The organism is Methanobrevibacter sp. (genome assembly GCF_017468685.1).
Classification (GTDB): domain Archaea; phylum Methanobacteriota; class Methanobacteria; order Methanobacteriales; family Methanobacteriaceae; genus Methanocatella.
Genome location: NZ_JAFUHT010000072.1, coordinates 1 through 21,421, shown reverse-complemented (window position 1 = coordinate 21,421; position 21,421 = coordinate 1). Strand labels below are relative to the sequence as shown.

The 21,421-nt window shown below is 32.2% G+C and carries 26 protein-coding genes; 11 read left to right on the top strand and 15 right to left on the bottom strand.

Features of this window, described 5'->3' with window-relative positions:
- The first annotated feature begins 39 nt into the window (after positions 1-39).
- The 6 genes from IJ258_RS09225 to IJ258_RS09200 all read left to right on the top strand — a co-directional run bounded on the left by IJ258_RS09225 (position 40) and on the right by IJ258_RS09200 (position 4,060).
- The gene (locus tag IJ258_RS09225) at positions 40-591 is read left to right on the top strand and encodes a DUF2115 domain-containing protein (RefSeq protein WP_292806193.1); all 552 of its coding nucleotides are present in this window, start codon (positions 40-42) and stop codon (positions 589-591) included.
- A gap of 9 nt (positions 592-600) precedes the next feature.
- Positions 601-1,128, top strand: coding sequence for a TIGR00730 family Rossman fold protein (locus IJ258_RS09220; RefSeq protein WP_292806191.1), 528 nt, complete (start codon positions 601-603; stop codon positions 1,126-1,128).
- 9 nt (positions 1,129-1,137) lie between these two features.
- Positions 1,138-1,785 carry a hypothetical protein gene (locus tag IJ258_RS09215; protein ID WP_292806189.1) on the top strand — a complete coding sequence of 216 codons (648 nt, stop codon included), beginning with the start codon at positions 1,138-1,140 and terminating at the stop codon, positions 1,783-1,785.
- Between the two features lie 219 nt (positions 1,786-2,004).
- Positions 2,005-2,388: a hypothetical protein gene (locus IJ258_RS09210; protein WP_292806186.1), complete on the top strand. Its 384-nt coding sequence runs from the start codon at positions 2,005-2,007 to the stop codon at positions 2,386-2,388.
- Positions 2,378-2,857 (top strand): hypothetical protein, encoded by a 480-nt coding sequence (locus tag IJ258_RS09205; RefSeq protein WP_292806183.1) that lies wholly within the window; start codon positions 2,378-2,380, stop codon positions 2,855-2,857. The genes IJ258_RS09210 and IJ258_RS09205 overlap by 11 nt, the downstream gene beginning before the upstream one ends.
- A 90-nt stretch (positions 2,858-2,947) precedes the next feature.
- Entirely contained in the window at positions 2,948-4,060 is a 1,113-nt protein-coding gene (locus IJ258_RS09200) for an aldo/keto reductase (RefSeq protein ID WP_292806180.1), read from the top strand.
- 22 nt (positions 4,061-4,082) lie between these two features.
- Here the strand turns inward: IJ258_RS09200 and IJ258_RS09195 are convergent, their stop codons facing one another.
- Together IJ258_RS09195 and IJ258_RS09190 are read right to left on the bottom strand one after the other, a co-directional pair.
- Complete coding sequence (locus IJ258_RS09195; protein WP_292806176.1) at positions 4,083-5,201, bottom strand: low temperature requirement protein A; 1,119 nt, start codon at positions 5,199-5,201, stop codon at positions 4,083-4,085.
- Between the two features lie 129 nt (positions 5,202-5,330).
- Positions 5,331-5,795 carry a HEAT repeat domain-containing protein gene (locus tag IJ258_RS09190; protein WP_292806173.1) on the bottom strand — a complete coding sequence of 155 codons (465 nt, stop codon included), beginning with the start codon at positions 5,793-5,795 and terminating at the stop codon, positions 5,331-5,333.
- Between the two features lie 184 nt (positions 5,796-5,979).
- Here IJ258_RS09190 and aksF point away from each other — a divergent pair, with 184 nt between their 5' ends.
- Positions 5,980-6,969, top strand: coding sequence for a homoisocitrate dehydrogenase (gene aksF, locus IJ258_RS09185; protein ID WP_292806170.1), 990 nt, complete (start codon positions 5,980-5,982; stop codon positions 6,967-6,969).
- A complete protein-coding gene (locus IJ258_RS09180; protein WP_292806167.1) occupies positions 6,970-8,439 on the top strand; it encodes a class I adenylate-forming enzyme family protein in 1,470 nt (489 codons plus the stop codon).
- 170 nt (positions 8,440-8,609) lie between these two features.
- Here IJ258_RS09180 and argB read toward each other — a convergent pair whose 3' ends face one another.
- Positions 8,610-9,473, bottom strand: a complete 864-nt coding sequence (gene argB, locus IJ258_RS09175; RefSeq protein WP_292806164.1) for an acetylglutamate kinase — start codon at positions 9,471-9,473, stop codon at positions 8,610-8,612.
- A 100-nt stretch (positions 9,474-9,573) separates the two neighbouring features.
- On the opposite strand from argB, the gene IJ258_RS09170 reads away from it, so the two are divergent.
- Positions 9,574-10,251 (top strand): reductive dehalogenase domain-containing protein, encoded by a 678-nt coding sequence (locus tag IJ258_RS09170; protein WP_292806161.1) that lies wholly within the window; start codon positions 9,574-9,576, stop codon positions 10,249-10,251.
- On the opposite strand, the gene IJ258_RS09165 is transcribed toward IJ258_RS09170, so the two are convergent.
- The 8 genes from IJ258_RS09165 to IJ258_RS09130 form a co-directional block, all read right to left on the bottom strand.
- Positions 10,223-12,040 (bottom strand): SAP domain-containing protein, encoded by a 1,818-nt coding sequence (locus IJ258_RS09165; protein WP_292806158.1) that lies wholly within the window; start codon positions 12,038-12,040, stop codon positions 10,223-10,225. The two genes, IJ258_RS09170 and IJ258_RS09165, sit on opposite strands and share 29 nt — an antisense overlap.
- 99 nt (positions 12,041-12,139) lie before the next feature.
- Complete coding sequence (locus tag IJ258_RS09160) at positions 12,140-12,388, bottom strand: hypothetical protein (protein ID WP_292806155.1); 249 nt, start codon at positions 12,386-12,388, stop codon at positions 12,140-12,142.
- 159 nt (positions 12,389-12,547) lie between these two features.
- Positions 12,548-13,135, bottom strand: coding sequence for a DUF998 domain-containing protein (locus IJ258_RS09155; RefSeq protein ID WP_292806152.1), 588 nt, complete (start codon positions 13,133-13,135; stop codon positions 12,548-12,550).
- Positions 13,136-14,071 (bottom strand): SAP domain-containing protein, encoded by a 936-nt coding sequence (locus tag IJ258_RS09150; protein WP_292806149.1) that lies wholly within the window; start codon positions 14,069-14,071, stop codon positions 13,136-13,138.
- A 297-nt stretch (positions 14,072-14,368) separates the two neighbouring features.
- Complete coding sequence (locus IJ258_RS09145) at positions 14,369-15,658, bottom strand: hypothetical protein (RefSeq protein WP_292806146.1); 1,290 nt, start codon at positions 15,656-15,658, stop codon at positions 14,369-14,371.
- A gap of 280 nt (positions 15,659-15,938) precedes the next feature.
- A complete protein-coding gene (locus IJ258_RS09140; protein ID WP_292806143.1) occupies positions 15,939-16,196 on the bottom strand; it encodes a hypothetical protein in 258 nt (85 codons plus the stop codon).
- Positions 16,186-17,001: an ATP-binding protein gene (locus tag IJ258_RS09135; protein WP_292806140.1), complete on the bottom strand. Its 816-nt coding sequence runs from the start codon at positions 16,999-17,001 to the stop codon at positions 16,186-16,188. Before IJ258_RS09135 ends, IJ258_RS09140 begins: the two co-directional genes overlap by 11 nt.
- Positions 17,002-17,195: 194 nt before the next feature.
- Complete coding sequence (locus tag IJ258_RS09130) at positions 17,196-17,453, bottom strand: hypothetical protein (protein ID WP_292806137.1); 258 nt, start codon at positions 17,451-17,453, stop codon at positions 17,196-17,198.
- A 50-nt stretch (positions 17,454-17,503) separates the two neighbouring features.
- Here IJ258_RS09130 and IJ258_RS09125 point away from each other — a divergent pair, with 50 nt between their 5' ends.
- A complete protein-coding gene (locus IJ258_RS09125) occupies positions 17,504-17,668 on the top strand; it encodes a hypothetical protein (RefSeq protein WP_292806134.1) in 165 nt (54 codons plus the stop codon).
- Here IJ258_RS09125 and IJ258_RS09120 read toward each other — a convergent pair.
- Positions 17,663-17,989 carry a hypothetical protein gene (locus tag IJ258_RS09120; protein ID WP_292806131.1) on the bottom strand — a complete coding sequence of 109 codons (327 nt, stop codon included), beginning with the start codon at positions 17,987-17,989 and terminating at the stop codon, positions 17,663-17,665. The genes IJ258_RS09125 and IJ258_RS09120 overlap by 6 nt on opposite strands.
- Positions 17,990-18,210: 221 nt before the next feature.
- On the opposite strand from IJ258_RS09120, the gene IJ258_RS09115 reads away from it, so the two are divergent.
- The gene (locus tag IJ258_RS09115; RefSeq protein WP_292806128.1) at positions 18,211-18,738 is read left to right on the top strand and encodes a hypothetical protein; all 528 of its coding nucleotides are present in this window, start codon (positions 18,211-18,213) and stop codon (positions 18,736-18,738) included.
- Here the strand turns inward: IJ258_RS09115 and IJ258_RS09110 are convergent, their stop codons facing one another.
- The 3 genes from IJ258_RS09110 to IJ258_RS09100 form a co-directional block, all read right to left on the bottom strand.
- The gene (locus tag IJ258_RS09110; RefSeq protein WP_292806125.1) at positions 18,739-19,755 is read right to left on the bottom strand and encodes an alcohol dehydrogenase catalytic domain-containing protein; all 1,017 of its coding nucleotides are present in this window, start codon (positions 19,753-19,755) and stop codon (positions 18,739-18,741) included.
- Positions 19,748-20,458, bottom strand: coding sequence for a 2-C-methyl-D-erythritol 4-phosphate cytidylyltransferase (locus IJ258_RS09105; RefSeq protein ID WP_292806122.1), 711 nt, complete (start codon positions 20,456-20,458; stop codon positions 19,748-19,750). Before IJ258_RS09105 ends, IJ258_RS09110 begins: the two co-directional genes overlap by 8 nt.
- Positions 20,459-20,583: 125 nt before the next feature.
- The gene (locus tag IJ258_RS09100; RefSeq protein ID WP_292806119.1) at positions 20,584-21,186 is read right to left on the bottom strand and encodes a class I SAM-dependent methyltransferase; all 603 of its coding nucleotides are present in this window, start codon (positions 21,184-21,186) and stop codon (positions 20,584-20,586) included.
- Between the last annotated feature and the right edge of the window lie 235 nt (positions 21,187-21,421).

Sequence of the window (21,421 nt, the reverse complement as noted above, 5' to 3'; positions counted from 1 at the left end):
ATTAAAAGTATTTATTTATTAAATTTTATAATAAACATTATGGAAGCTGAAGACATTATAATTGAACTAAAAAAATTATCACAAAATAATGAAATCAGAAAAGATGATTTGATGATAATACTTAAAAAATATGCACGTATTATCTCAGTTCAAGATTTAATGATGGCAACAGCACGCATGAGAAAAGATGGAGAATATGTTCAGAAAAACTATCGTGAGAAATACTTGTCCATCTACATCAAATATTTCATCATGCGCATGAAAGAGGTCAAGGAAAAGGATGATTATATCAACACAGCAATTGACAAGCCTTCATTTGATACTTCATTTCCAATGCTTGAGAGAACTTTTGAAAAAGAAAGACTGTCTAATGCAGATGACGATAAATTCCCGTTAATCTATGTAATCACCTCACTTTACACAACATTTATTTTAGAAGAACCTATTCATCCTGTTGGAAGCGAGTTTCCAGGAAGTTTATTTGTGGAAGAGAGAAATGGAGAATTTTTCTGCCCTGTAAAAGATAATCAGAAAGACAACGTAAATGCTATTTGTCATTTATGTCTTGCAGAGCAAACACCCGACATTTAAGGTGATTAAATGAAAATATGCCTTTATGGATCCGGAAGTAGAAAGATAGATGAAATTTACACTGATGAAGCTTATGAATTAGGCTGTAGAATAGCTCAGGATAACCACACACTTGTTTTCGGAGGCGGAGATACTGGAATGATGGGCTCATGTGCAAGGGGAGTTCATGACAATGCCGGCAAATCCATCGGAATAGCGCCTGAATGGATTGGAGGATTTGAACCCTTATGCGAAAAATGCAGTGAATTCATCTATGTCGATTCAATGGATGAGAGGAAAAAGAAATTCGTTGAAAACTCCGATGCGTTCATAATCTCCCCTGGAGGAATCGGAACCCTGGACGAATTTTTTGAAATCATAACCCTTAAAAAGTTAAAGCAGCATGACAAGAAAATCATAGTTTTCAACATTAATCATTTCTATGACAAGATGATTGAAATGATTGATGAAATGGGAGACAAAGGCTTTCTTTATAAACAGGAAGAACTTTTTTTGATTGCAGATTCAATTGATGAAATATTTAAACATTTAAAGTAGGGTCAAAATATGATAAGTGACGAGGAAATCTTAGAAATTGCACAAAGAATGGAAAATGCAAATAACATTGACATTAAAAAAACCATTGAAAAGGCTTCAACTGCAGGTTATCTTGGAGAATCCCATTTCTACTGCACAGTTATTGAGGATGGTGGCCTGACCCATACTGTTCCTGAGATTTTAGGCAATCCCTACAAATCACAGCCTTTGGACAACATATATTTTGACATTATTTCAAAGGCACTGGACCATGACGGAATATTCATTTCACTGGGTTACTGTGCATCCCATCTGCTTGTTCCAGATGAAGATTGCGATGAAATTATCGAATATGATGATTATGACCTTGATGATGACGAATATGAATACATGATGGAATATTCACTAATCACTTCCGACAGCGTCAAGAAATTCAAGGTGTTTGCTGAAGAAGGCATTGCAGGACATAATCGAACAGATGATTTCGGACTGATAATTAACATTATTGACGGAAACTATAAAGCTTATTTTGCACTCAGGTCAACTGATCAGTGCATGTCCAGTTTCAGAATTCTTCCTTTAAGAGAAGATTATCCAAAAGAGCATCCATTATCATTTAAAAATCCAATTAATCAGATTCTTATTGAAATGATTGATAAATCAGTTGTTTTAAAGTAAATCTGATTTTAACTATTTTTTACAATATTACCCACAACCCCACATCTTTAAACTGCTTTTAACCATCATAGATTTTGAAAAGATTTTGAAGTGCTGAAAATTACAAGTTGAAAACAATATTGTAATTGCTTTAAAATCATATTATGAAAACAATATTGCTTCAAACTCATATCAAAAAGTTTATAAACAGTTAAATAATAAATTAAGCTTGGTGAGAACATGGAAACTAAAATTTATGAAAAATTAAAAGAAAATGAAATTCGAAGTATGAATCATTATTTCAAAATCATTGGAATTAATAAAGAAGTTACAGAAACCCTACCCACCGAAAATATTGACATTTTGACTATATTGGAACATTTGGAATTGCTTCCTGAAGATCCCGACAATCTGGACAAGATCAATGATTTTTATGATTACTTATTTAAGTTCAGCATTGACCTTGGAATAGGAATGGGCAAAAAAATGAGTATTGAAGCCATCCAAAATAGAAAAATCGATTTTGAAAAATTAAAGAAAATTGACCCAGATAGCATTGTTAACTACGATATTGAACCGACATTCATCACTGACTTAAGGGAGGCGATTATGAATGAAAAATAAGTCCAAGGACCTTCGTTACAAAAGGCGCCGTGCAAAATTGGAAAAATTAATGCAAGATCCTGAAAAGTTTCAGTCACTGATGGGAACTGAAATTACCGAAAAAGATGTTCCATTAGTTCATGAAATTGCCAGAGATTCACGTATAGAAGACTTGATTGAAAGATTGAATATTGACAAAGACAAATTTGAAAAGGCAAGAAAGAAAATCATCAAATTAAGTCCCAATTCAACCGAATGCCATATGACCTCAACCCTTTTTAGAGAGCATAACGGCAATTATCTTGTTGAAGACCTGTTATACGAGTATCATGACAGCATTCTAAAAGAAGGCCTTGCAGTTGGAGAGGCTTACGGAAATAAGTTTCTTCTTGAAGATATTCAAAGCAATCGTTTCACCAAAGAAGACCTAATGAAGATGAGCAAAAGGAAAATCGACAAATACTGCGATGAAGTAAGAGATGAGATTTAAGGGGATATTCTCAACCATCTTTTAAATTTAATTGTTTACATATGCAACATTTATATTATTGAAATCCTAATATAATTTTGAGGGATTCAAATGACTGATACAATTTTAGGTTTTGGAGCTATGAGACTTCCACAAACAGACGCCAATGACCCGGCAACTATTGAAATGGAAGAGTTTACACAAATGGTTGACTATTACATGGAACAAGGATTCGATTATTTCGATACATCCTATGCATATCATGGTGAAACATCAGAAGATGCACTTAAAAAGGCATTGGTTGAAAGATACCCAAGAGAGTCCTTTAGAATAGCAGATAAGATACCAACATGGCTACTCGCCAAGGAATCCGATAATAAGGATTTAGTAAATATCATGCTTGAAAGACTGGGAATCGAATATTTTGATGTATTATTAATTCATAACATCAACAAAGTGTTTATTAACCTAGCAGAAAGCACAAAGAGTTTTGAATACATTAAAAAACTTAAAGATGAAGGAAAAGCACTTAAAATTGGAATAAGTTACCATGACAAAGCTGATTTGCTTGAAGAGGTTCTTGAAAAATACTCCAACATCCTGGACGTTGTCCAAATACAGTTAAACTACATGGACTGGAATGACTTGAGAATCCAATCAAAGAAATTGCACAGATTATGTGTTAAATACGATGTTGAAATAATTGTCATGGAACCAATCAAGGGCGGAACATTAGTTAATGTTGCAGATAGTGTTAAAAAGCAGTTTGAAGAATATTCCGACAATTCAATTGCCAACTGGGCTTTAAGGTTTGCTGCTTCACAGGAAAACGTTTCAGTAGTTTTAAGCGGAATGAGCAATCTCGAGCAGATGAAGGAAAACTGCGAAACATTCAAAGACTTTACAGAAATTACAAGAGATGACCACAGATTTTTAATGAAGATGGCTCGTGAAATTAAAAAAACATTAGCAATTGACTGCAGCTACTGCGGATACTGTGTTAAAGAATGTGAAATGAACATTCCTATTCCTGATTTCTTTAACCTTTACAATAGTGAAAAGTTGTATTCTCTTGAAGCCAATTTTGCAAATTATGGAACTGCAGCAGCAGTCAATGCTCCTGCATCAGCATGTACTCAATGCAGAACCTGTGTTGATTACTGTACCCAGCAACTTGACATTCCTGAACTGTTGGTTGATGTTGCTGATTTGTTTGAACAATGATTTTTTTAGGAAAAAAATTTTCCTAACTTATTTTTCTATTTTTGTATTTTTTCAAAAGGACTTTGAAGTTTCCAAGAGTAATTATTAATGCACCTATTAAAAAGACATATAAACTATTCAATCCCAATAGTATTACCCCTGATCCGATAACTATAAACAGAAACATCATTAGTGCATCTTTTTTAGTTAAATTTATTCCATCATGGTAATATTCCTTATTCGCCATGATTGAGATATAGAATATGATTAAAGATATTATGATTAGTATTGAAGCGAATAAGTGATTAACTTCTCCGCTGTGAATAAGTTCAAATGCAACTGTGACCAGGTTAATGCTGATGATGATGAAATAATGGCTGAACATTAATCTTAGACTTCTCTCTTCCCTTAGATGATTCATCAGATGATGAATCTGAATTACATATGAGCCGAACATCGAAATGATTACAAAGAAAACCAAAATAGGTACGGGAGTTAAGTTGTTAATGTCAAAGAAGTGTGTCATGCCTACAATAGCTTCACCGAAAGTGATGATGGTGAGCAGTTCGAATCTTTCAACCAAGTGAGGGAAATTGATAATGTTCTTGTTGAATTTTCCACGTATGAAAAATGGCAGGAATGCTCCGCAAAGAACTGCAACTACATCCAGCCATATGACAATGTCTGAAAATCCGAATAGTATTGCAAGGATTGCTATGACATATATTGAACAGACAATTGACAGTATTGTTATTGAATTTCCTGCAGCTATCTTAATGGATCTTTCTTTAAATGCATGAACGGAATATAGAACAACAACCGTTAAAAGCATTATAAGCATTGATACATTGAAAGGCAAAAGCATCTGTTCCCACTGTGTGCTGATAGTGTTTGCCATAAAGATTACTGCAATCATGTTGATGCATGCCAACAGATATTCATGCCATTTCCACTCCCCATAACGGTTGACATAGTTTGTGAAATACAGCCATGCCTGCAGGATTACAAAAGAAGTGATAATGTAGACAAAAAAGCTGTTTGAAGAGATTATTCCTCCAACAGGCTCATTGACTAATGAAGTAAGCTGTGATATCGCATATACAAAAATCAAATCATAGAACAATTCTATCAGTTCAACATCTTTTTTAATTACTTTAACCATCCGTCATCAATCCCAACATCATGTCCAAATAAGTTCTTATCGATTAACTATTTAATATTGCATATTTTTATACATATTTATAACACTGTTATAAAAATTATTTAAAAAAAATGAAAGAAATAAAATTATTTATTTCTTAATTGTTTTTATTGCACTTTGTGCACCTGATTTTACAAAACCGCTTTCATCATCAAGCAATTTTTCAAGTGCAGGAATAGCTCTTTCATCACCTAAGTTTCCAAGTGCCCATGCAGCTGCTCCTCTAACTTTCCAGTCTTCATCACCTAAAACCTCAATTAAAGGTTCAACTGCCGGTTCACCCATACGTGAGAGTGCGGTTGATGCTTCTCTTCTAACCAATTTGTTGTTGTCATTTAAGGTTAAGATTAATGGGTCGATTGCTTTTGGATCATTAATTGCACCAAGCAATGTTGCTGCATTTAATCTGATTTGTTTTTTTCTGTGAGATAATGCAGAGATTAATGGGTCAATTGCTTCTTCAGCTCTTAATTCTAATTCTCCAACAGCATCTTCTACAACAAAGTCATCTTTATCATTCAATAATTCAATTAACTCATCGATACTTCTTTCCATTTTAATCCCTCATAGATTCAATAAGGTAAAACTACTATTAGTTTTGTAATTACTATAATATTAACCTTTATAAGTATAAATATATTTCGATAACATACGAACAAAATTTCAAACTAAAAACAAAATTGCATATATAGAATAATATCAATATTATTAATATATTAAAATTTTTAAGTGAATAATAATGTATGACATTGCAATAATTAGTGGAGACGGAATAGGAATAGAAGTAATGGATGCCTGCGAATATTTGCTTGACAAGCTAGATTTGGAATTCAGTTTCAAATACGGACAAGCCGGTTTTGAATGTTTCAACAATACTGGAACAACATTGCCTGAAGAGACAATAGACATGGCAAACAAAAGTGATGCAGTGCTCTTTGGAGCATCAACATCAACTCCCGGCGAACCCAGCCCAATAATAAACTTAAGAAAAGCACTTAACGTTTATGCAAACATCCGACCGATAAAATCATACAAAGGAGTCAAATGCATCCGTGACGATATCGATTTTGTAATTGTGAGAGAAAACACTGAAGGATTATATTCACAAAATGAATACGGTGATGAAGATAAAATGATTGCAGAAAGAGTGATTACCAAAAAAGCATCCGAGAGAATCTCAAAAGCCGCATTCAACCTATGCATAAAAAGAGGTCAAAGCAAAGTCACATGTGTCCACAAAAGCAATGTTTTAAAAAAGACTGATGGCGTTTTCAAGGAAAGCTTCTATAATGTAGCCAGTCAATACCCGCAAATCACCACAGAAGATTATTATGTGGATGCAATGGCAATGTATCTAATCACACAGCCACAGAATTTTGACGTGATCGTTTCAAGCAATCTCTTCGGAGACATTTTATCCGATGAAAGTGCAGGACTCGTCGGAGGGCTGGGACTAGCACCATCTGGAAATATTGGAGACCATAACGGATTGTTTGAGCCAGTCCACGGTTCAGCACCAGACATTGCAGGCAAAAACATTGCAAACCCCTGTTCAATGATATTATCAGCTTCAATGATGCTTGACTATTTGGGAGAATGGGAAATATCAAACAAAATCAAACAGGCTGTTGAGAAGGTAATAGCCGACTGCAAAATCAAGACTCCTGATTTGAGAGGAGATGCAACAACAATGGAAATGACAAAAGCTATTGTAAGAGAGTTGATTTAAATGTTGAATATCACCACTTTTTTAGATGCAAACTCAAAACGCCTAAACAAGGATGTTCTGTACAACCCAACAACAGGAAACAAATACAACTCCGGAGAGATACTATCAATCGTTTCTGAAATTGGACGCAAGTTAAAGAATATGGGAATTGATAAAGGAGACCGTATCCTAATCTATTTAAAAAATTCAGAAGAATACTTATTTTCATTATTTGCTATTTGGAGAATTGGTGCAATAGCCATTCCGACCAACAGAGTATTCACCAAAGCGGAACTGGAATACATCATTGACGATTCAAAAGCAGAACTAATCATTACAGACACAGAAGCGAAAGACTTGCTTGACATCAAGACATATGTTCCAAAAGACATTTCAAGCTTTAAAGAAAGTGAAGTTCTGCCAGCAGAAAATACTGATTGGGATGATTTATGCCAGCTACAATACACTTCAGGAACAACAGGCAAACCAAAAGGAGCAATGCTGACCCACGGAAACTACTTCACAGCAATTCATAACGAATGTGACGTATTAACATTAAAGCAGGATGACGTGTATCTTGGAATTTATCCAATGGCACATGTAGGCCTTTCATGGTCAATTGCAGCATTAAGAGCAGCAGCATACTATATCCTGATGGAGCAGTTTAACCTGGATGAATATCTGGAATTATGCAAATCCGAAAAAGTAACTGTCCTGACTGGAATGCCACCAGTAATACACTCCTTAACTACAATAGACAAACGTGAAGAATTAAAAACAGTACGTGAAATCGTATCAGGCGGAGGACCACTTCACAAAAAAATATGGAAAGATTTCCATCAAACCTATGCAATACCAATCATAAATGCATACGGATTATCTGAAACCATCGTAATCGGAACCGGAACAGTAATCCGACCGGAAGACTATCGTGAAGCAGACCGCTTTGAAAGCGTAGGTCATCCAGTATGTTTTTCAGAAGTAAAAATCGTTGATGAAGATGACCCAGATAATATTCTTCCGAAATATGAACAGGGTGAAATTGCACTTAGAGGCCCTGCTGTTGCAAAAGGATATTGGGGAAATGAAGAAAAGACAAAAGCATCCTTTTTAGATGACGGATGGTTTTTAACAGGAGATATCGGATATCTTGATGAGGACAATCGTTTATTCATTACCGACCGTAAGAAAGACATGATTGTAATGAGTGGATGGAAAATCTATCCGACTGAAGTGGAGGAAGTCTTGATAAAATATCCTGCAGTTAAAGAAATAGCTATTTTTAGCGTGAACGACTGTCACAGAGGAGAAATTCCAGTGGCAGCGGTTGTCTGGGAAAATGAAAGTGACAGTGAAGGATTAATAAAATATGCCCGTAAAAACCTGTCCCGATATAAGGTTCCTCGTGAAATCTATGATTTGGATGAACTTCCAAGAGTGAATGGATGGAAATTACTTAGAAGAGAACTGCGTAAAATGTTTAAGATTTAAAAAAATAGGTTTTAAAAGAATGAAGCTAGAATCAAAAGATTCTAACCACATTAATTCAACATAACTAATGAGTATTTCTCACATATATGATATCTATATCATATATATTTGTCCATTTTCGAATAAATATTAATAAAAATAAAAAAAATTAAAAAAGAGTAATTTAAACTCTATTTAAAAATCATAGTTCCAATACCATCAGTTGTAAAGATTTCCAATAGTAATGAGTGCTTTTTACGACCATCGATAATGTGACATGATTTTACACCATTTTCAATGGCTTTTACACAGGTTTCTATTTTAGGAATCATTCCTCCGGAAATAATTCCTTCTTCAATCAAGCCTGGAACTTCAGAGATTCTTATTTTTTGTATAAGGGAACTTGGATCTGAAGGATCCCTTAAGACACCAGGAACATCAGTTAAAATAATTAATTTTTCAGCATCAACTGCACTTGCAACTTCTCCTGCTGCAGTATCTGCATTTAAGTTTAAACTGTTTCCATCCTCATCAATTCCAACTGGAGAGATTACAGGAATGTAATCGTTATCTAAAAACATTTCAAGCAAATCAGTATTGACACAGTCGACTTCACCTACAAGACCGAGGTCAACAACTTCCTCATCTATTTTACTTGCTCCTTTCTTATGTGCAAATATTAAGCTTGAATCTTTTCCAGATAAGCTTATTGCTTCGCCGTCATGCTTGATGAGTTCGGATACGATTTCTGTTGATATTTTACCCACCAATACCATTTCGATTATTTCCATTGTTTCTTCATCGGTCACCCTTAAACCTTTGATGAATTTTGACTCTTTTCCAAGTTTATCCATTGATCTTGATATTTCCGGACCTCCACCATGTACAATTAACGGTTTCATTCCTACATATTTGAGTAATACTGTATCTCGTGCTGTAGAGGACTTTGCTTCATCATCCACCATTGCATGTCCTCCGTATTTAATTAAAATTTTTTTATCATGAAACTTTTTAATGTATGGTAAAGCTTCAATTAAAACATCTATATCTTTCATTTAATCACTACATTAAATATTTAATTTAATTATTTATAAGTTATGCAGTCAAAAATTGATTACAATACTATTTAAATATCCCTAAAATATAACAATTATTATGTCCGAGATGAATGATATTAAAAATTACTTGATTGAATTAGGTGCAAGCAAAGTTGGTTTTGCTGATGTTAATGGCCTTGCAAAGGAATTCATTGATTTGCCTAATGGAATAAGTCTTGTTTTAAAACTTCCAAAAGAAGCAATGGATTATCTTTATGAAGAGGATTATCAATCTTACTGGAAGACATTTCACCGCCAGATTGGAGAACTGACAAAAATTTCCCATAAAGGCGAGAGATACATTAAAAATCTTGGATATGATGCATTTGCACTTACAATGAAACGTAACGAGTGCGATATGGAAAAATTATTAAGCATATTACCTTATAAAACCATTGCAACAAAATCAGGTCTCGGATGGATTGGGCGCTCCGCATTATTTGTAACACCCGAATACGGTTCAGCGGTTGCACTTGGTGCAATTTTAACTGACATGCCAGTTGAGCACGGAACACCGATTACTGATTCTGAATGTGATGACTGCACCAATTGTCAGGACGCATGTCCTGTTGATGCAATTAATCCTCAAAAATGGAACGACAGACTAAACAGATCAGACATTATTGATATTGAAGCATGCAGCGAATACATTATTGACCAATATAAAGCAGGTCTTGGCTGTACAAAATGCATGCTTGAATGCAAGATTACTCAGGAATACCTAAATCGATTATAAATTCATCCCCTTCATCTAAAATAAGTTTTTTTGTAAAAATACATGTCTCCAAATATTCATTATCCTCTTTTTGACGAGCTAATGCAATATGTTCATCCAAGTATTTTAATGAAACATCCTTTAATTTTCCTTCATGAGTATCTAAATATTTATAGAAATCATCGAAATCAAAATCATATAAGAAATCCTCATAGAATTCAATCCAAGAAAATTCTTTTATATAATCTTTGCCTTTTTGAGTTATTTTGAATGTTTCCCCATAGGCCACATTATTATCTGCAAGTCTTTTTAAAAGCTCCGGTTTGTTACCTGTGACTTTAAGATTATTTTCTCTTAACAGTTCTTTCAGTTCATCTTTTTTAAACATGGATGCACTATTCATCCAATCAATGACTTCCCCTTCAGTTTTTATTAATTGGGAATTCAACATTAAACTGGTCAGCATGTTTTTAGAAGATATTTCTGATTCGATGAAATTCATAATCATCCCATAATTGGCTTCAGCATTTAATGAATCTAAAAATCGATAGATTTGCCTATCATAGCTTATAGGATAATCCTTTCCATATACAATATCATCTAGTTTATAATTATGGTTTAACTGAGCATCCTCAAAGAAATACTCATTATCTGATTCATCACCATATTCATTGGTCAAATCCATGAAATTTTCCATGAAATCATCATCATTCGCCATGGCATTTATTATTAAGTTCTGGAAATATTCAGCATCATCAGTCAATATGGCCTGCAAGACATTGTTTCCCAATTCTTCATTATCTCCAATCATATTGAAAAACTCATTAATAACTTCTGCCTCTTCATCATCACTGCCAAAATCACTTAATACTTCTTTGAATTCAGAAAAATCTTCGAATTGAGGAGGTTCATCAACTAATAATGAAATCAATCTTTGATCAACATTATCATCACTTAATTCACCTGCATCATATTCATCAGTTAATTGTTTTTTAAGACCTATTGCTTCCTCATAGGTTACAACACTTTCATTAACCATATTCTGCATAAACTCAGATAATCCTTCACCACGACCGACAATTTCATCAAATCCGAATTCAACTTGAGGCAATTCTTGTTTCAATTCAACGACCAATTCATCTAGTTCATCTTTATTTTTTGAGAAAACTATTTTAAGATTATCAAAATACTCTCCGTTTAATTCCTTTCGTGGCCCATTTTTTAATAAATCATTTTCAAGCAGATTATGGTAGATTATTTCATCACCGTCAACAAAAATTGTGGAGTTTATACTTAAATCATAGAAATTTGATGAACTCATTTCTTCATCATCAAGCTCACGATTTTTACTGGATACTGCATCAAAATCATCAAAATAAAAATCGATTGCACTTACAACAATGTCTTCACTGAAATTTTTAGCAAAAGCATAGCTAATTAACAGTTCAACAATATTTCTTGTAGGTTGCAATATTCCAAAATTAGAACTTACAAATAACATTTTACAAATTTCATTGAAGAATAATCTATTTCCTCTAAATTCCGGCAATATAAAACATTCAGACAATAATAATGCACTATCAAATCTTGTTTGAAATGTTGCAAAACCAACGACCTTATTTTCAAAAATTATCTCATCAAAAAAACTACATATTTCATTTTCAAGATAATATTCTTCATTTGCCATTGAATCAAGAATATAAGGATAATTTTGAAGAAGTTCCTCAGTGTCTAAAAAATCCCATTCATTTTCAGCACAAATCAATTCAGAATAATTTTCCTTACGAATAACATACTCGATATTTGACATAATCCACCAGCTAGTTAATTTTTCAGTTAAATCAATATATAAAAAAAATTGCTAATAAATATAATGAAAATATTAAAAAAAAGTTAGGAGCAAATACTCCTATAATCCGCATTTGAATTTGAATCTGTATTCTTGGTTAACAATTTCCATTCCTTCAAAGGATCCTTTGAGGATGTCTGCAACTTTTTGTAAGTCACTTGCAGTTATTTCACTACCGTTACCGATTGGTGAGAAAAATGTAATCTCATCATCAGTTATTAAGTAGTTTAGAAGTTTTGTATTTTCTTTTTGGTACTTTTCGACAATTGCTAAAATTTCTTCTTCAATAGCTTTATCTAAGTTTGCCATAATATCACCTTTAAAGATAATTAATTGTCAAAGTATTTAAAGTTTTATAATTGAATCTACATTAACGTTGAAAAAGAGTTGCCCAAACATTAATCTTTTAATTATTTAAAAAATTCAATTAATTAAAATATAACATAACAAGTTAAGTATAAAAATAATTTATTGTTTAATCAAGTAAACGCCAGTTATGAAACTCCACAATATCAGAGTATAAACTGAAAGCCTCTCAAGCACCGGCATGAAAGCATTTTCCATGTTGAAAAACATTATCCAAAAGACTACAAGCCCAATAACTCCCAAAATTAACGTTTCCTTTTGATACAAGCTGAATTTACCCATTGATTTTGAAATTAAAACCAATAATATATTTCCTCCAAGAATTGCCATAACAGCCCCCAACGTATGGTATCCTGAAGTCAACGGATTGCCCCCATGTATTAAGGCAACAATAATGACACCGATTGAAGTGATTAATGTAAAAATATAAAAAATAGTTTTACTTTTAACAATATAATCTTTAAACTTATAAAAATTACCAAAAATCAGTGTTAAACCTATTATAATAAAAGCAGAATTCATAAGCCATGACAATGGCGAATTTACATTTGGTATTCCAAGCTCAGAAATGGTATGGAAAATATAAGTATTAAAAAAAGAAGCATTGAAAAAAGTTGCGGAAATAGCTTCAGCTAGAACATAGTACAAACTGCCAATTAAAAAAACAATTCCAACAACTTTAGACTTCATTTAAATTCCAAATTTCTTATTGAAGAATTTTTCTTTCAAATCAAAATTCAACTCTTCAAGGTTAGCGCCTTTGATTGCCTTTTGTAATGTTTTAAAAGCAGTCTTTTTAGGCACAGTAGTATTTTTAATATGGGATTTGTTCCAGATTTTGTCAAATCTTTTCTTTAAGCTTCCCATGTCAAGGTTTTCAACTACATTTTTAAGATTAACTACATTAGCTTCATTGATTACATCATAACCTGCATAGGTTTGAGCATCCATAACGATAGGGTTTAATCCTAAAATGAATCTTTGCAAGTCATAATCCATGAAGGACTCATAATCCCCTGCATATGCATAAACATGTGCTTTTGCAGACAATGCGTCAATGAATACCAGAAACTGATTTGCCATCAATGCCCTTGAAATTATTTCATCACAGAATTTCAATCCTGTTTCTATATAATCATCTGCTGAGTTTGCAACATAGGTTTCAAAATCCTCAAATCTGAATGCAACAAGGGAAAACATATATAAGTCTATCCAAACGTTTTCATCAAGGAAATTTTTAGCTTTTTGAGTTAATTTTAAATCATTGGATTTATTGAAATCATCCAATGAACCGTCACTTTCTGCATCACCATTCAATACCGGCAGAACTCTTTCAATCAATTCCTGTTTTTTACCTGAAACTTTTAAACCGTTTTCTCTTAAAATGTCTTTTAGTTCTGCAACTGTGTATTTTTTGGAAATCTCCTCAGCAGTCAATTTTTCACTGTCATCTGCGGCTATTTCACCTAACTCTCCTTCAAGATATCCTTCATCAGCCAAATATTTAATGCAATCCTGTGCGGAAGGAAATGTTCCAAATTGTCCTTCCTTCAAAATATCATTAAGCTCATAACCTTTGTTTAAATAATTCAATACATTGAATATTTCTAATTTCTGTTCACTCACTTAAACACCTTTTTTGCTTTTTTAGCAATATAAATCACAACATCATGAAATTTTGAATTTATGTGAATTTAAAAATTAGCTAAAAACTAATAACAGTAATACTTTATTGTTTGATTAATTTAATACTTTGCACATTTTTTACAAAAATAACAATTCTAAAACAAAGAAAATCACTATTATCAGGAAACATATGACAAATACAATTTGATATTTCAAATTTCTATTTTTTATCAACAATACCGCTAAAAATAAAATTAAAAATAAGTTGAAAATTTGGAAAATATCAATCATCAAAAATCACACCATCATCCTTTTTGATAGAATACTATAGACATGCCTTGAATCCTTTTTCTTACTAGGATATGTTTTTGCAAAGATTTTAAGTAAATCCTGAATACTGGAATCCGGATTTTCACGGATTAACTCTTCGCAAATATTTTGAAGACTTTTTGGCGGAATTTTAGAATCCCAAACTTCCATAAAAATATTCTTGATTCTGCGACGGGTTCTTGGATCTTCAATCTGCTCATATGTGAACTCCTCTTTCAGCTGATGATTTACATATCTGACATAATGGGTTTCATCACTTTCATAGATTTCACGAACCTGAGTTCCGTATTCATCAAAGTATTTTTGAATTTCCTTGACAATGAACCTACGGGGCACTGAATCCAAAGTTTTAGCCTCGATTTCAATATCTTTTGGTTTGATTTTCAAATACATTTGCCCGCCGTTTGAATGCTCACCGTTAATTACAACTCCTTCGATAACACGTCTTCCATTATACTCAGCGTATTTTTCATTTAGCCTCTGCAATAATAACTTCACTTCATTTAATGCATCAAATAATGTTGGAAATGTCTCATTGCATGAAACCTCATAATTTTTAAGCCTTTGATTGATACCGCACCATCTAATTGAAAAGGAATTATCAAACGGATACTTCTCTATTGTAAATACTGTATCCGGAGTCTTGAAATTATCCAAATCAGAATAACATTTAATTGCTATGTAGTTAAGAAATGATTCATCAACATATGCGCCGATTAAGCTAATGTCGATGTATGTGTCCATATGAGCAATCTCATGCTTATTCAATATGCCGTACAACTCAAACATCAATGTGTCATTGGCATGGACATTGTCTTTGTAAAATTCTTCAATTGCCTTTTTATCAACTAATGAAAACATTTCACGGACATGTTCATCAGCCACCTCTTTTCCACGAGTTTTTGGAATGATTTCAATGATGTTTCCCATTTCATCCTTCAATGCATAAACTATAAGGCATGTCCCATCGAGTTTTTCCTGACAATGGTAAATTATGCTTTCATCATCATCTTTAAGTTGATGTCTTCTGTCCCAATAATGGATTTTTGGAAATGACTGTATGAACTGCTCACAATCATAGCTTTTTCCTGATTTTTCAGTTACATGAGTGATAACCATTGATCCCAAATGTTTGTTGGGTTTTCTTGAAATATATCCCTCAATGACATTTCCTTTAGGAGTCTTTGTTTTAAATTGGCGCAAATGTTTAGGTTTTACATTGTTTTCAAAATATTTCTCGCAAAGTTTTTCTTTCATAAAATGACCTCCGAACTGACCAATTGTGAATAAATTGTTATAAAATTTTTTGCTTTAAAATCAAATTTGAAATATATACATAATCTAATCAATCAAATTAGAATTCAATAAAGCAATTTTATTTAATAAAGTAATATGCATCGCATAGTATATAAAATAAGCAGTTATAAACGAGAACAATTTTTCAAAGTGAAAGCAATTTTATAAACTCACAGCAATATTTCAAACTGGGAGCAATTTTTCAAAATGAGAAAATTTAAAAAAAAATTAATGAAAATGGCTAATGCATCAGTTGCTTTTCAACCAATTCCATCATAGGTTTTACATCATCTGAGAGATTAATTTCAGAAATATTTTTATTAGACTTCTTTTTGGAAGCGTAATATGCCTGTGCAAAACTCATGCTAATAAAAATAACTCCATCAAAATCCATTGTGAAATCAGATTCATTTTTCTGATTTATTTTATTAAATAAATCTGTAGCGGATTTATTAAAATCCAAGGCACGATTTATTTCATCTTTAAGTTTAATAATCATAAGTTGCACCATCATATTTATAATTATTTAATTTTTGAGGCTCAAGTAACTCATAAATATTTTGAACTTCAAACTTATTTAATCTTATTGAAACTAAAGTTCCATCAAAGCCGTATTCATCATCAAAAGAATAATATCTATAGTTCTCACCACAAATATGCAATCCTGCATTCCTAGACACTATTAAAATTTCACCCCCATTTCCTTCTGCTATTAATCTGACGATTGTCCTCAAACCATTTCCCATTTCATAATCATTATTAGAAACTGTTGAAAAAACTCCTATTGCCATTTCAAGAGCTTTACAATCATTGTCAAAGGAGACACTGGACTCTTCAAATAATCTAGGAATAGATAATCCATCATCAATTACACACAAATCAAGTTTTTTATAATCCTCATACAGTTTTGCAAAAATATAACTTTGACCACCATTTATTTCAATTTTAGAGTGGTCATACACATTATTGGCCAACTCTGAAATTGTATGCCTTAAAACAAAATAACTACCATATTCTGAATCTAGATTTTCTACAAAATTTGTTAAAAAATCAGTTTCATCACTTTCAACTCTAGATTTAGGCAATTTAGAGAAAAACACGTCGTTATTTAAAATATTTCCTAAATATTGAAATGCATTCTCACCGTTAAATATTTTAAGATTATTATTTTTACATTCACATAACAGTGGTAGTACAGTCGCTGGATTAAGTTCAACATCTTTCAAATCAATTGTTCCATTACTTTCATGTTTAATTATTTCTTCAAATTCTTTATAATTATCAAATAGATTTTTAAGTGCCATTAAAACACCTCACAAATATTCAATAATTAACTTGAATGTGAAAAAATCCGGATTTAAACAACATTACAGTTAACAAAATCAATTTAGTAAAAGAAGCATATAAAATAAGCAGTTTCAAATGAAAGCAATTTTACGAAGTGATAACAATTTTTCAAACTCATACAATTAAATTTTAAAAAAAAAAAATAAAAAGATTATGGATTGCATGCCTCATCAGCCGCACCCATAACTACAGTTACTTCATCAGACAGATTGATTTCAGATATTTTTTTATCGGAATCCAGTTTGGCAGTGTAATATGCCTGTGCAAAATTCATTGTAACGAAAATTACTTCCTTAAAATCAATTATGAAGTCATCTTTTGGTATTTTATTTAAAATATCAATCAGTTCAATAGCGTCATCACTAGATTCCAAATGAGTACCAAATTCAGCACCAAGATTAATAATCATTTTAACACCTACTTTAATATTTAAAAATCATCATTTATAAAATTAAGAATATGTGCAAGTGTCCGAAATGTGAGAGAAAATTAGTTAAAGTATTCCATGATACAACAGATGAACTGGCAATTGCATCGTTTAATGGTGAAATAATACTTGGAAACTGTTGTGAAAGCGAATATAACTACTATTGTGAATATTGTGATGAGTTTTTCCAGTTATAGTCCCAATATCTCCCTGTCCGGATCAGCATTTTTGAATAGATTTATCTTTACATCCTTGTTCCAGGTGAATTTCAAAAGCCCCTCATGAATATTGCTTAAATCCTCTTCACTAAATCCTTCAAGATAATAGATTTTGCCGGTAACACCAACATTCATCAGAAATCTCAACATGTTATTGTAAACCATGATGGAATGAGGCCCATATACTATTATATCATCTGTAATGTATTCAATCAACTGTTTAAGCTCTAAAAAATCAGGTTGAATTACTTCCACATTACAATTTGGAAATTTTTCACTTATTATTCGTTCATAATCCATATAATCACCATTATTATAACAACCTTCAATCATTTTGGTTTTTGTTTTAACAACACTAAAAATATTTTGAAAATCCTATAATTTAAATTCAGAATAAAAAATTGTATTAACTCTGTAAAATTGATATAACTAACTTAAATTGATTTAATTAATAACTTACTAATTTATAAATGATTAAAATAAATATAGACAATACAAATTAAAATTAGTGAGGTTTTAATATGAATGACAACGATTTTAATATAAAAGCTAAAATTATTAAAGAAACATTTAATGATGAAAGACGAATCAAATGCAGAACTCCAAAGCATGAAAGGGAACTTGATGAAAATGTTTATCCCGGCGGAGACATTTTTACAACAGAAGAAGGAGAGTTCATTGATTTTGAGTTTCAGATTAAAGATTTTGATGAAGTTGAACTTACAAAATATGTTGAGTTTGCTGAAAATCTCTATGAAAAACATCAAAAAAAGGTTTCCGTTTATATTCTCTGTCCAAAAGACATAAACGTTACTGTAAAAGAGTGCCCAATAAAATCAGATGCTGAGTTTACCATCAAGCTTGCATGCAATCAGGAAGACTTATGCCACATGATTCTTAGAGTGATTAAAAATAAAATCAAAAATCATGAAGGCTTAACTGGAGAGGATTTTCATGTTCTTGCAAATCTTCCTGTTAAATGCGCCAAAAAAGACAGAAATTACTTTAGATTGGAATATTTCAGAATAATTAATAGATATTTCTATTAATTATTTATTCCATTTTAGAATGGTTTTTCCAAAGTGTGAAATGTAATCCTTGTCAAATGCCTGCCTTAAGTCATTTAAGTTATTTATTTCACATACGTTTGTCACTAACTTTTCTAAATATTCAAAAAGTTGAGGATTCTGTTTTAGTGTTTCGACAACCCCAATAAAATCTTCCCTTTCAGATCTGCTGTTTCCCTGAATGGTCAATCCCTTTTCGAGAACCATACGGGTATTGATTGGTATCGGATATTCGCTGACTCCGAATAGATTGATTGTTCCCTGAGGATTTATCAAATCGATTATCTGTTCAATCGCTGATTGGGAAGCACTTGATCCTACGCATTCAAATGCATGGTCAACTGTCAAATCATCAGGAACGTTATGTATCTGATATACTTCATCAGCAAATGAGAAAAGGTTTAGGTTTTCAAGGTGTTTTCCAAAGACTATTACTTTTGAATTTGGAAATTTCTGCTTTAAAAACAGTGCTGCAATAAAACCGAGATTTCCATCTCCCCAAACTCCCAATATATTTTTTGGAGTGACTGCGATTTCTTCAAACTTGCTTATTCCCTGATAAGCCACGGATATCAATTCGATGAATGCTGATACATACGGATTGAATTCATCAGGTATTCTTACAACGCGAGTGGAATCCAGTTTCACCAAATCAGATGTGAATCCGTCAAATCCGCTTCCTCTGAATTTGGATTTATAGGAGTAATTCGGTCTGCAAATATCTTCACCCTGAGGAGTGTTGGGAATCATTACTACTTTATCCCCTGATTTGAATTGCCCTGAATTATCATGAACCACTTCACCTATCGCTTCGTGTATCAGTGCCATAGGTAATTTTTTTTCCAATACATCAGCAGGCCTTGAACCCTGATAGTATCTTTGGTCGGCCTGACAGATTGACAGATAAGTCGGTCTTACAACCACACCATTCAAATCTATTTCATCAATGGCTTCCTCAAAGAATTTAGGTGTTTTGAGCCTATAAACAATGTTAATCATGTCCATCCTCAAGTATTGTATTTGCTAATTTCAAATCATATGGATATGTAATTTTGATATTTGTCACTTCACCCTTAACTAGATGTACATCTTCATCTTTAAGTGTAAAGATTTTACATGCATCTGTTAGAATATTAGTTTCAGCTTCTGTTAAACTTTTGATTAAGTTAAAAAGTTTCTTTATATTGAAGCTCTGAGGTGTTTGGCCTTGGTAATAATAATCTCTCACAGGGATGCTTTCAATAGTCTCACCATTCACACTTTCAACGATGGTGTCAGTGGCAGGTATTACAGTATCACATGCCCCATATCTTTTTGCCGCTTCAATATTGTCTTCAATGATTCTGTGAGTGACAAAAGGACGTACGGAATCATGTGTAAGAATTATTGAGTCATCATCGATTCCAAAATTATCATCGATATATTGAATACTGTTCATTAAGGTATCATTTCTGGTTTCACCACCTTCAATAACTATAATGTCATCATTATCCCCAATATATTCATTAATTAGATTAACAGTATGATTTATAAAGTTTTTTGGTATTAACACAATAGTTTTATCAATATTTTCATTGATAACAAATTTTTCAATTGTATGAATTATGACAGGTTTGTTTCCGAGAGTCAAAAATTGTTTTGGAGTATCTGTACCTCCCATTCTGGAACCTATTCCCCCTGCCAATATTGCTGCAAAAATCATTAATATTTCTCCTACATCAATTATGAAATTATAATATACTAAATAATAATCTTTTAAAAATAGTATTTAATGATTTTTAATTTAAAAAAAGTTTTTGAGAGTATTAAACTCCCAATTAAAAAAAGTCATTCCTTTTCAAACATGATTAAAAAGTGAGATTTGCCTTCAGGAATATCTTCACCAATCTCCTCATTGAGATATGTCTTTTTAAGACCATGATTAGCAAATAATTTTTCCAAATCCTGCGGTGAAGATCTCATCTTAGTCGGAGGTCCATTAGGAACATCCCATGGTTTATAATCCATGATTGCTATTTTTCCATCGTTTTTAACAATTCTTGCAAGTTCACTTACCGCTTCATCTAATTTCCTTGATGCTTTAAATCCGTGGAAAACATTGACCATCAATATAACATCAATGGATTCGTCATCAACACCAGGAATTCCTTCGGTAATGTCTGCTTCAATATTAATCAGGTTTTCAACATTGTTTTCCTGCTTGTATGTTTCCATATCCTCAATTGAAGCGTCATAGATATCAACTGCATAAACTGTACCTTTGTGATTGTAATCCTCAAGAACTTTTATTGCATTGTGGCCATCACCACATCCTGCATCCATAAAGACCTCATCACCTTTTAAATTCAATTCCTGAATGATTTCATCAGAATCCAAAAAATTTGCACTTGAAAATCCATGAGCTCTATGTCCATTTTCAGGCATCTTCATTATTATCACCTAAGTAATAATATCTAAAAAATAGTATTTAATTATTGTCAATGTGAAAATTAGTAAATAACACTTAAAAATAGTTAAAAATAAGAAAAAAAAGTTATAAGAGGATTATTTTTTCCAGGTTTGTTTTACTCCTCTTCCTCTTTTACTACCAGGTTTAGTATAACTTCTTTTTTGTCTGGTTCTTCTGTTAGTTCCTTTAACTTTTGCCATATTTTCCCCTCCTTAA

Bases quoted from the DNA above. Each gene is read 5' to 3' on its own strand.
- IJ258_RS09225 (WP_292806193.1), top strand. From the start codon at position 40: ATGGAAGCTGAAGACATTATAATTGAACTAAAAAAATTATCACAAAAT.
- IJ258_RS09220 (WP_292806191.1), top strand. From the start codon at position 601: ATGAAAATATGCCTTTATGGATCCGGAAGTAGAAAGATAGATGAAATT.
- IJ258_RS09215 (WP_292806189.1), top strand. From the start codon at position 1,138: ATGATAAGTGACGAGGAAATCTTAGAAATTGCACAAAGAATGGAAAAT.
- IJ258_RS09210 (WP_292806186.1), top strand. From the start codon at position 2,005: ATGGAAACTAAAATTTATGAAAAATTAAAAGAAAATGAAATTCGAAGT.
- IJ258_RS09205 (WP_292806183.1), top strand. From the start codon at position 2,378: ATGAAAAATAAGTCCAAGGACCTTCGTTACAAAAGGCGCCGTGCAAAA.
- IJ258_RS09200 (WP_292806180.1), top strand. From the start codon at position 2,948: ATGACTGATACAATTTTAGGTTTTGGAGCTATGAGACTTCCACAAACA.
- IJ258_RS09195 (WP_292806176.1), bottom strand. From the start codon at position 5,201: ATGGTTAAAGTAATTAAAAAAGATGTTGAACTGATAGAATTGTTCTAT.
- IJ258_RS09190 (WP_292806173.1), bottom strand. From the start codon at position 5,795: ATGGAAAGAAGTATCGATGAGTTAATTGAATTATTGAATGATAAAGAT.
- aksF (WP_292806170.1), top strand. From the start codon at position 5,980: ATGTATGACATTGCAATAATTAGTGGAGACGGAATAGGAATAGAAGTA.
- IJ258_RS09180 (WP_292806167.1), top strand. From the start codon at position 6,970: ATGTTGAATATCACCACTTTTTTAGATGCAAACTCAAAACGCCTAAAC.
- argB (WP_292806164.1), bottom strand. From the start codon at position 9,473: ATGAAAGATATAGATGTTTTAATTGAAGCTTTACCATACATTAAAAAG.
- IJ258_RS09170 (WP_292806161.1), top strand. From the start codon at position 9,574: ATGTCCGAGATGAATGATATTAAAAATTACTTGATTGAATTAGGTGCA.
- IJ258_RS09165 (WP_292806158.1), bottom strand. From the start codon at position 12,040: ATGTCAAATATCGAGTATGTTATTCGTAAGGAAAATTATTCTGAATTG.
- IJ258_RS09160 (WP_292806155.1), bottom strand. From the start codon at position 12,388: ATGGCAAACTTAGATAAAGCTATTGAAGAAGAAATTTTAGCAATTGTC.
- IJ258_RS09155 (WP_292806152.1), bottom strand. From the start codon at position 13,135: ATGAAGTCTAAAGTTGTTGGAATTGTTTTTTTAATTGGCAGTTTGTAC.
- IJ258_RS09145 (WP_292806146.1), bottom strand. From the start codon at position 15,658: ATGAAAGAAAAACTTTGCGAGAAATATTTTGAAAACAATGTAAAACCT.
- IJ258_RS09140 (WP_292806143.1), bottom strand. From the start codon at position 16,196: ATGATTATTAAACTTAAAGATGAAATAAATCGTGCCTTGGATTTTAAT.
- IJ258_RS09135 (WP_292806140.1), bottom strand. From the start codon at position 17,001: ATGGCACTTAAAAATCTATTTGATAATTATAAAGAATTTGAAGAAATA.
- IJ258_RS09130 (WP_292806137.1), bottom strand. From the start codon at position 17,453: ATGATTATTAATCTTGGTGCTGAATTTGGTACTCATTTGGAATCTAGT.
- IJ258_RS09125 (WP_292806134.1), top strand. From the start codon at position 17,504: ATGTGCAAGTGTCCGAAATGTGAGAGAAAATTAGTTAAAGTATTCCAT.
- IJ258_RS09120 (WP_292806131.1), bottom strand. From the start codon at position 17,989: ATGGATTATGAACGAATAATAAGTGAAAAATTTCCAAATTGTAATGTG.
- IJ258_RS09115 (WP_292806128.1), top strand. From the start codon at position 18,211: ATGAATGACAACGATTTTAATATAAAAGCTAAAATTATTAAAGAAACA.
- IJ258_RS09110 (WP_292806125.1), bottom strand. From the start codon at position 19,755: ATGATTAACATTGTTTATAGGCTCAAAACACCTAAATTCTTTGAGGAA.
- IJ258_RS09105 (WP_292806122.1), bottom strand. From the start codon at position 20,458: ATGATTTTTGCAGCAATATTGGCAGGGGGAATAGGTTCCAGAATGGGA.
- IJ258_RS09100 (WP_292806119.1), bottom strand. From the start codon at position 21,186: ATGAAGATGCCTGAAAATGGACATAGAGCTCATGGATTTTCAAGTGCA.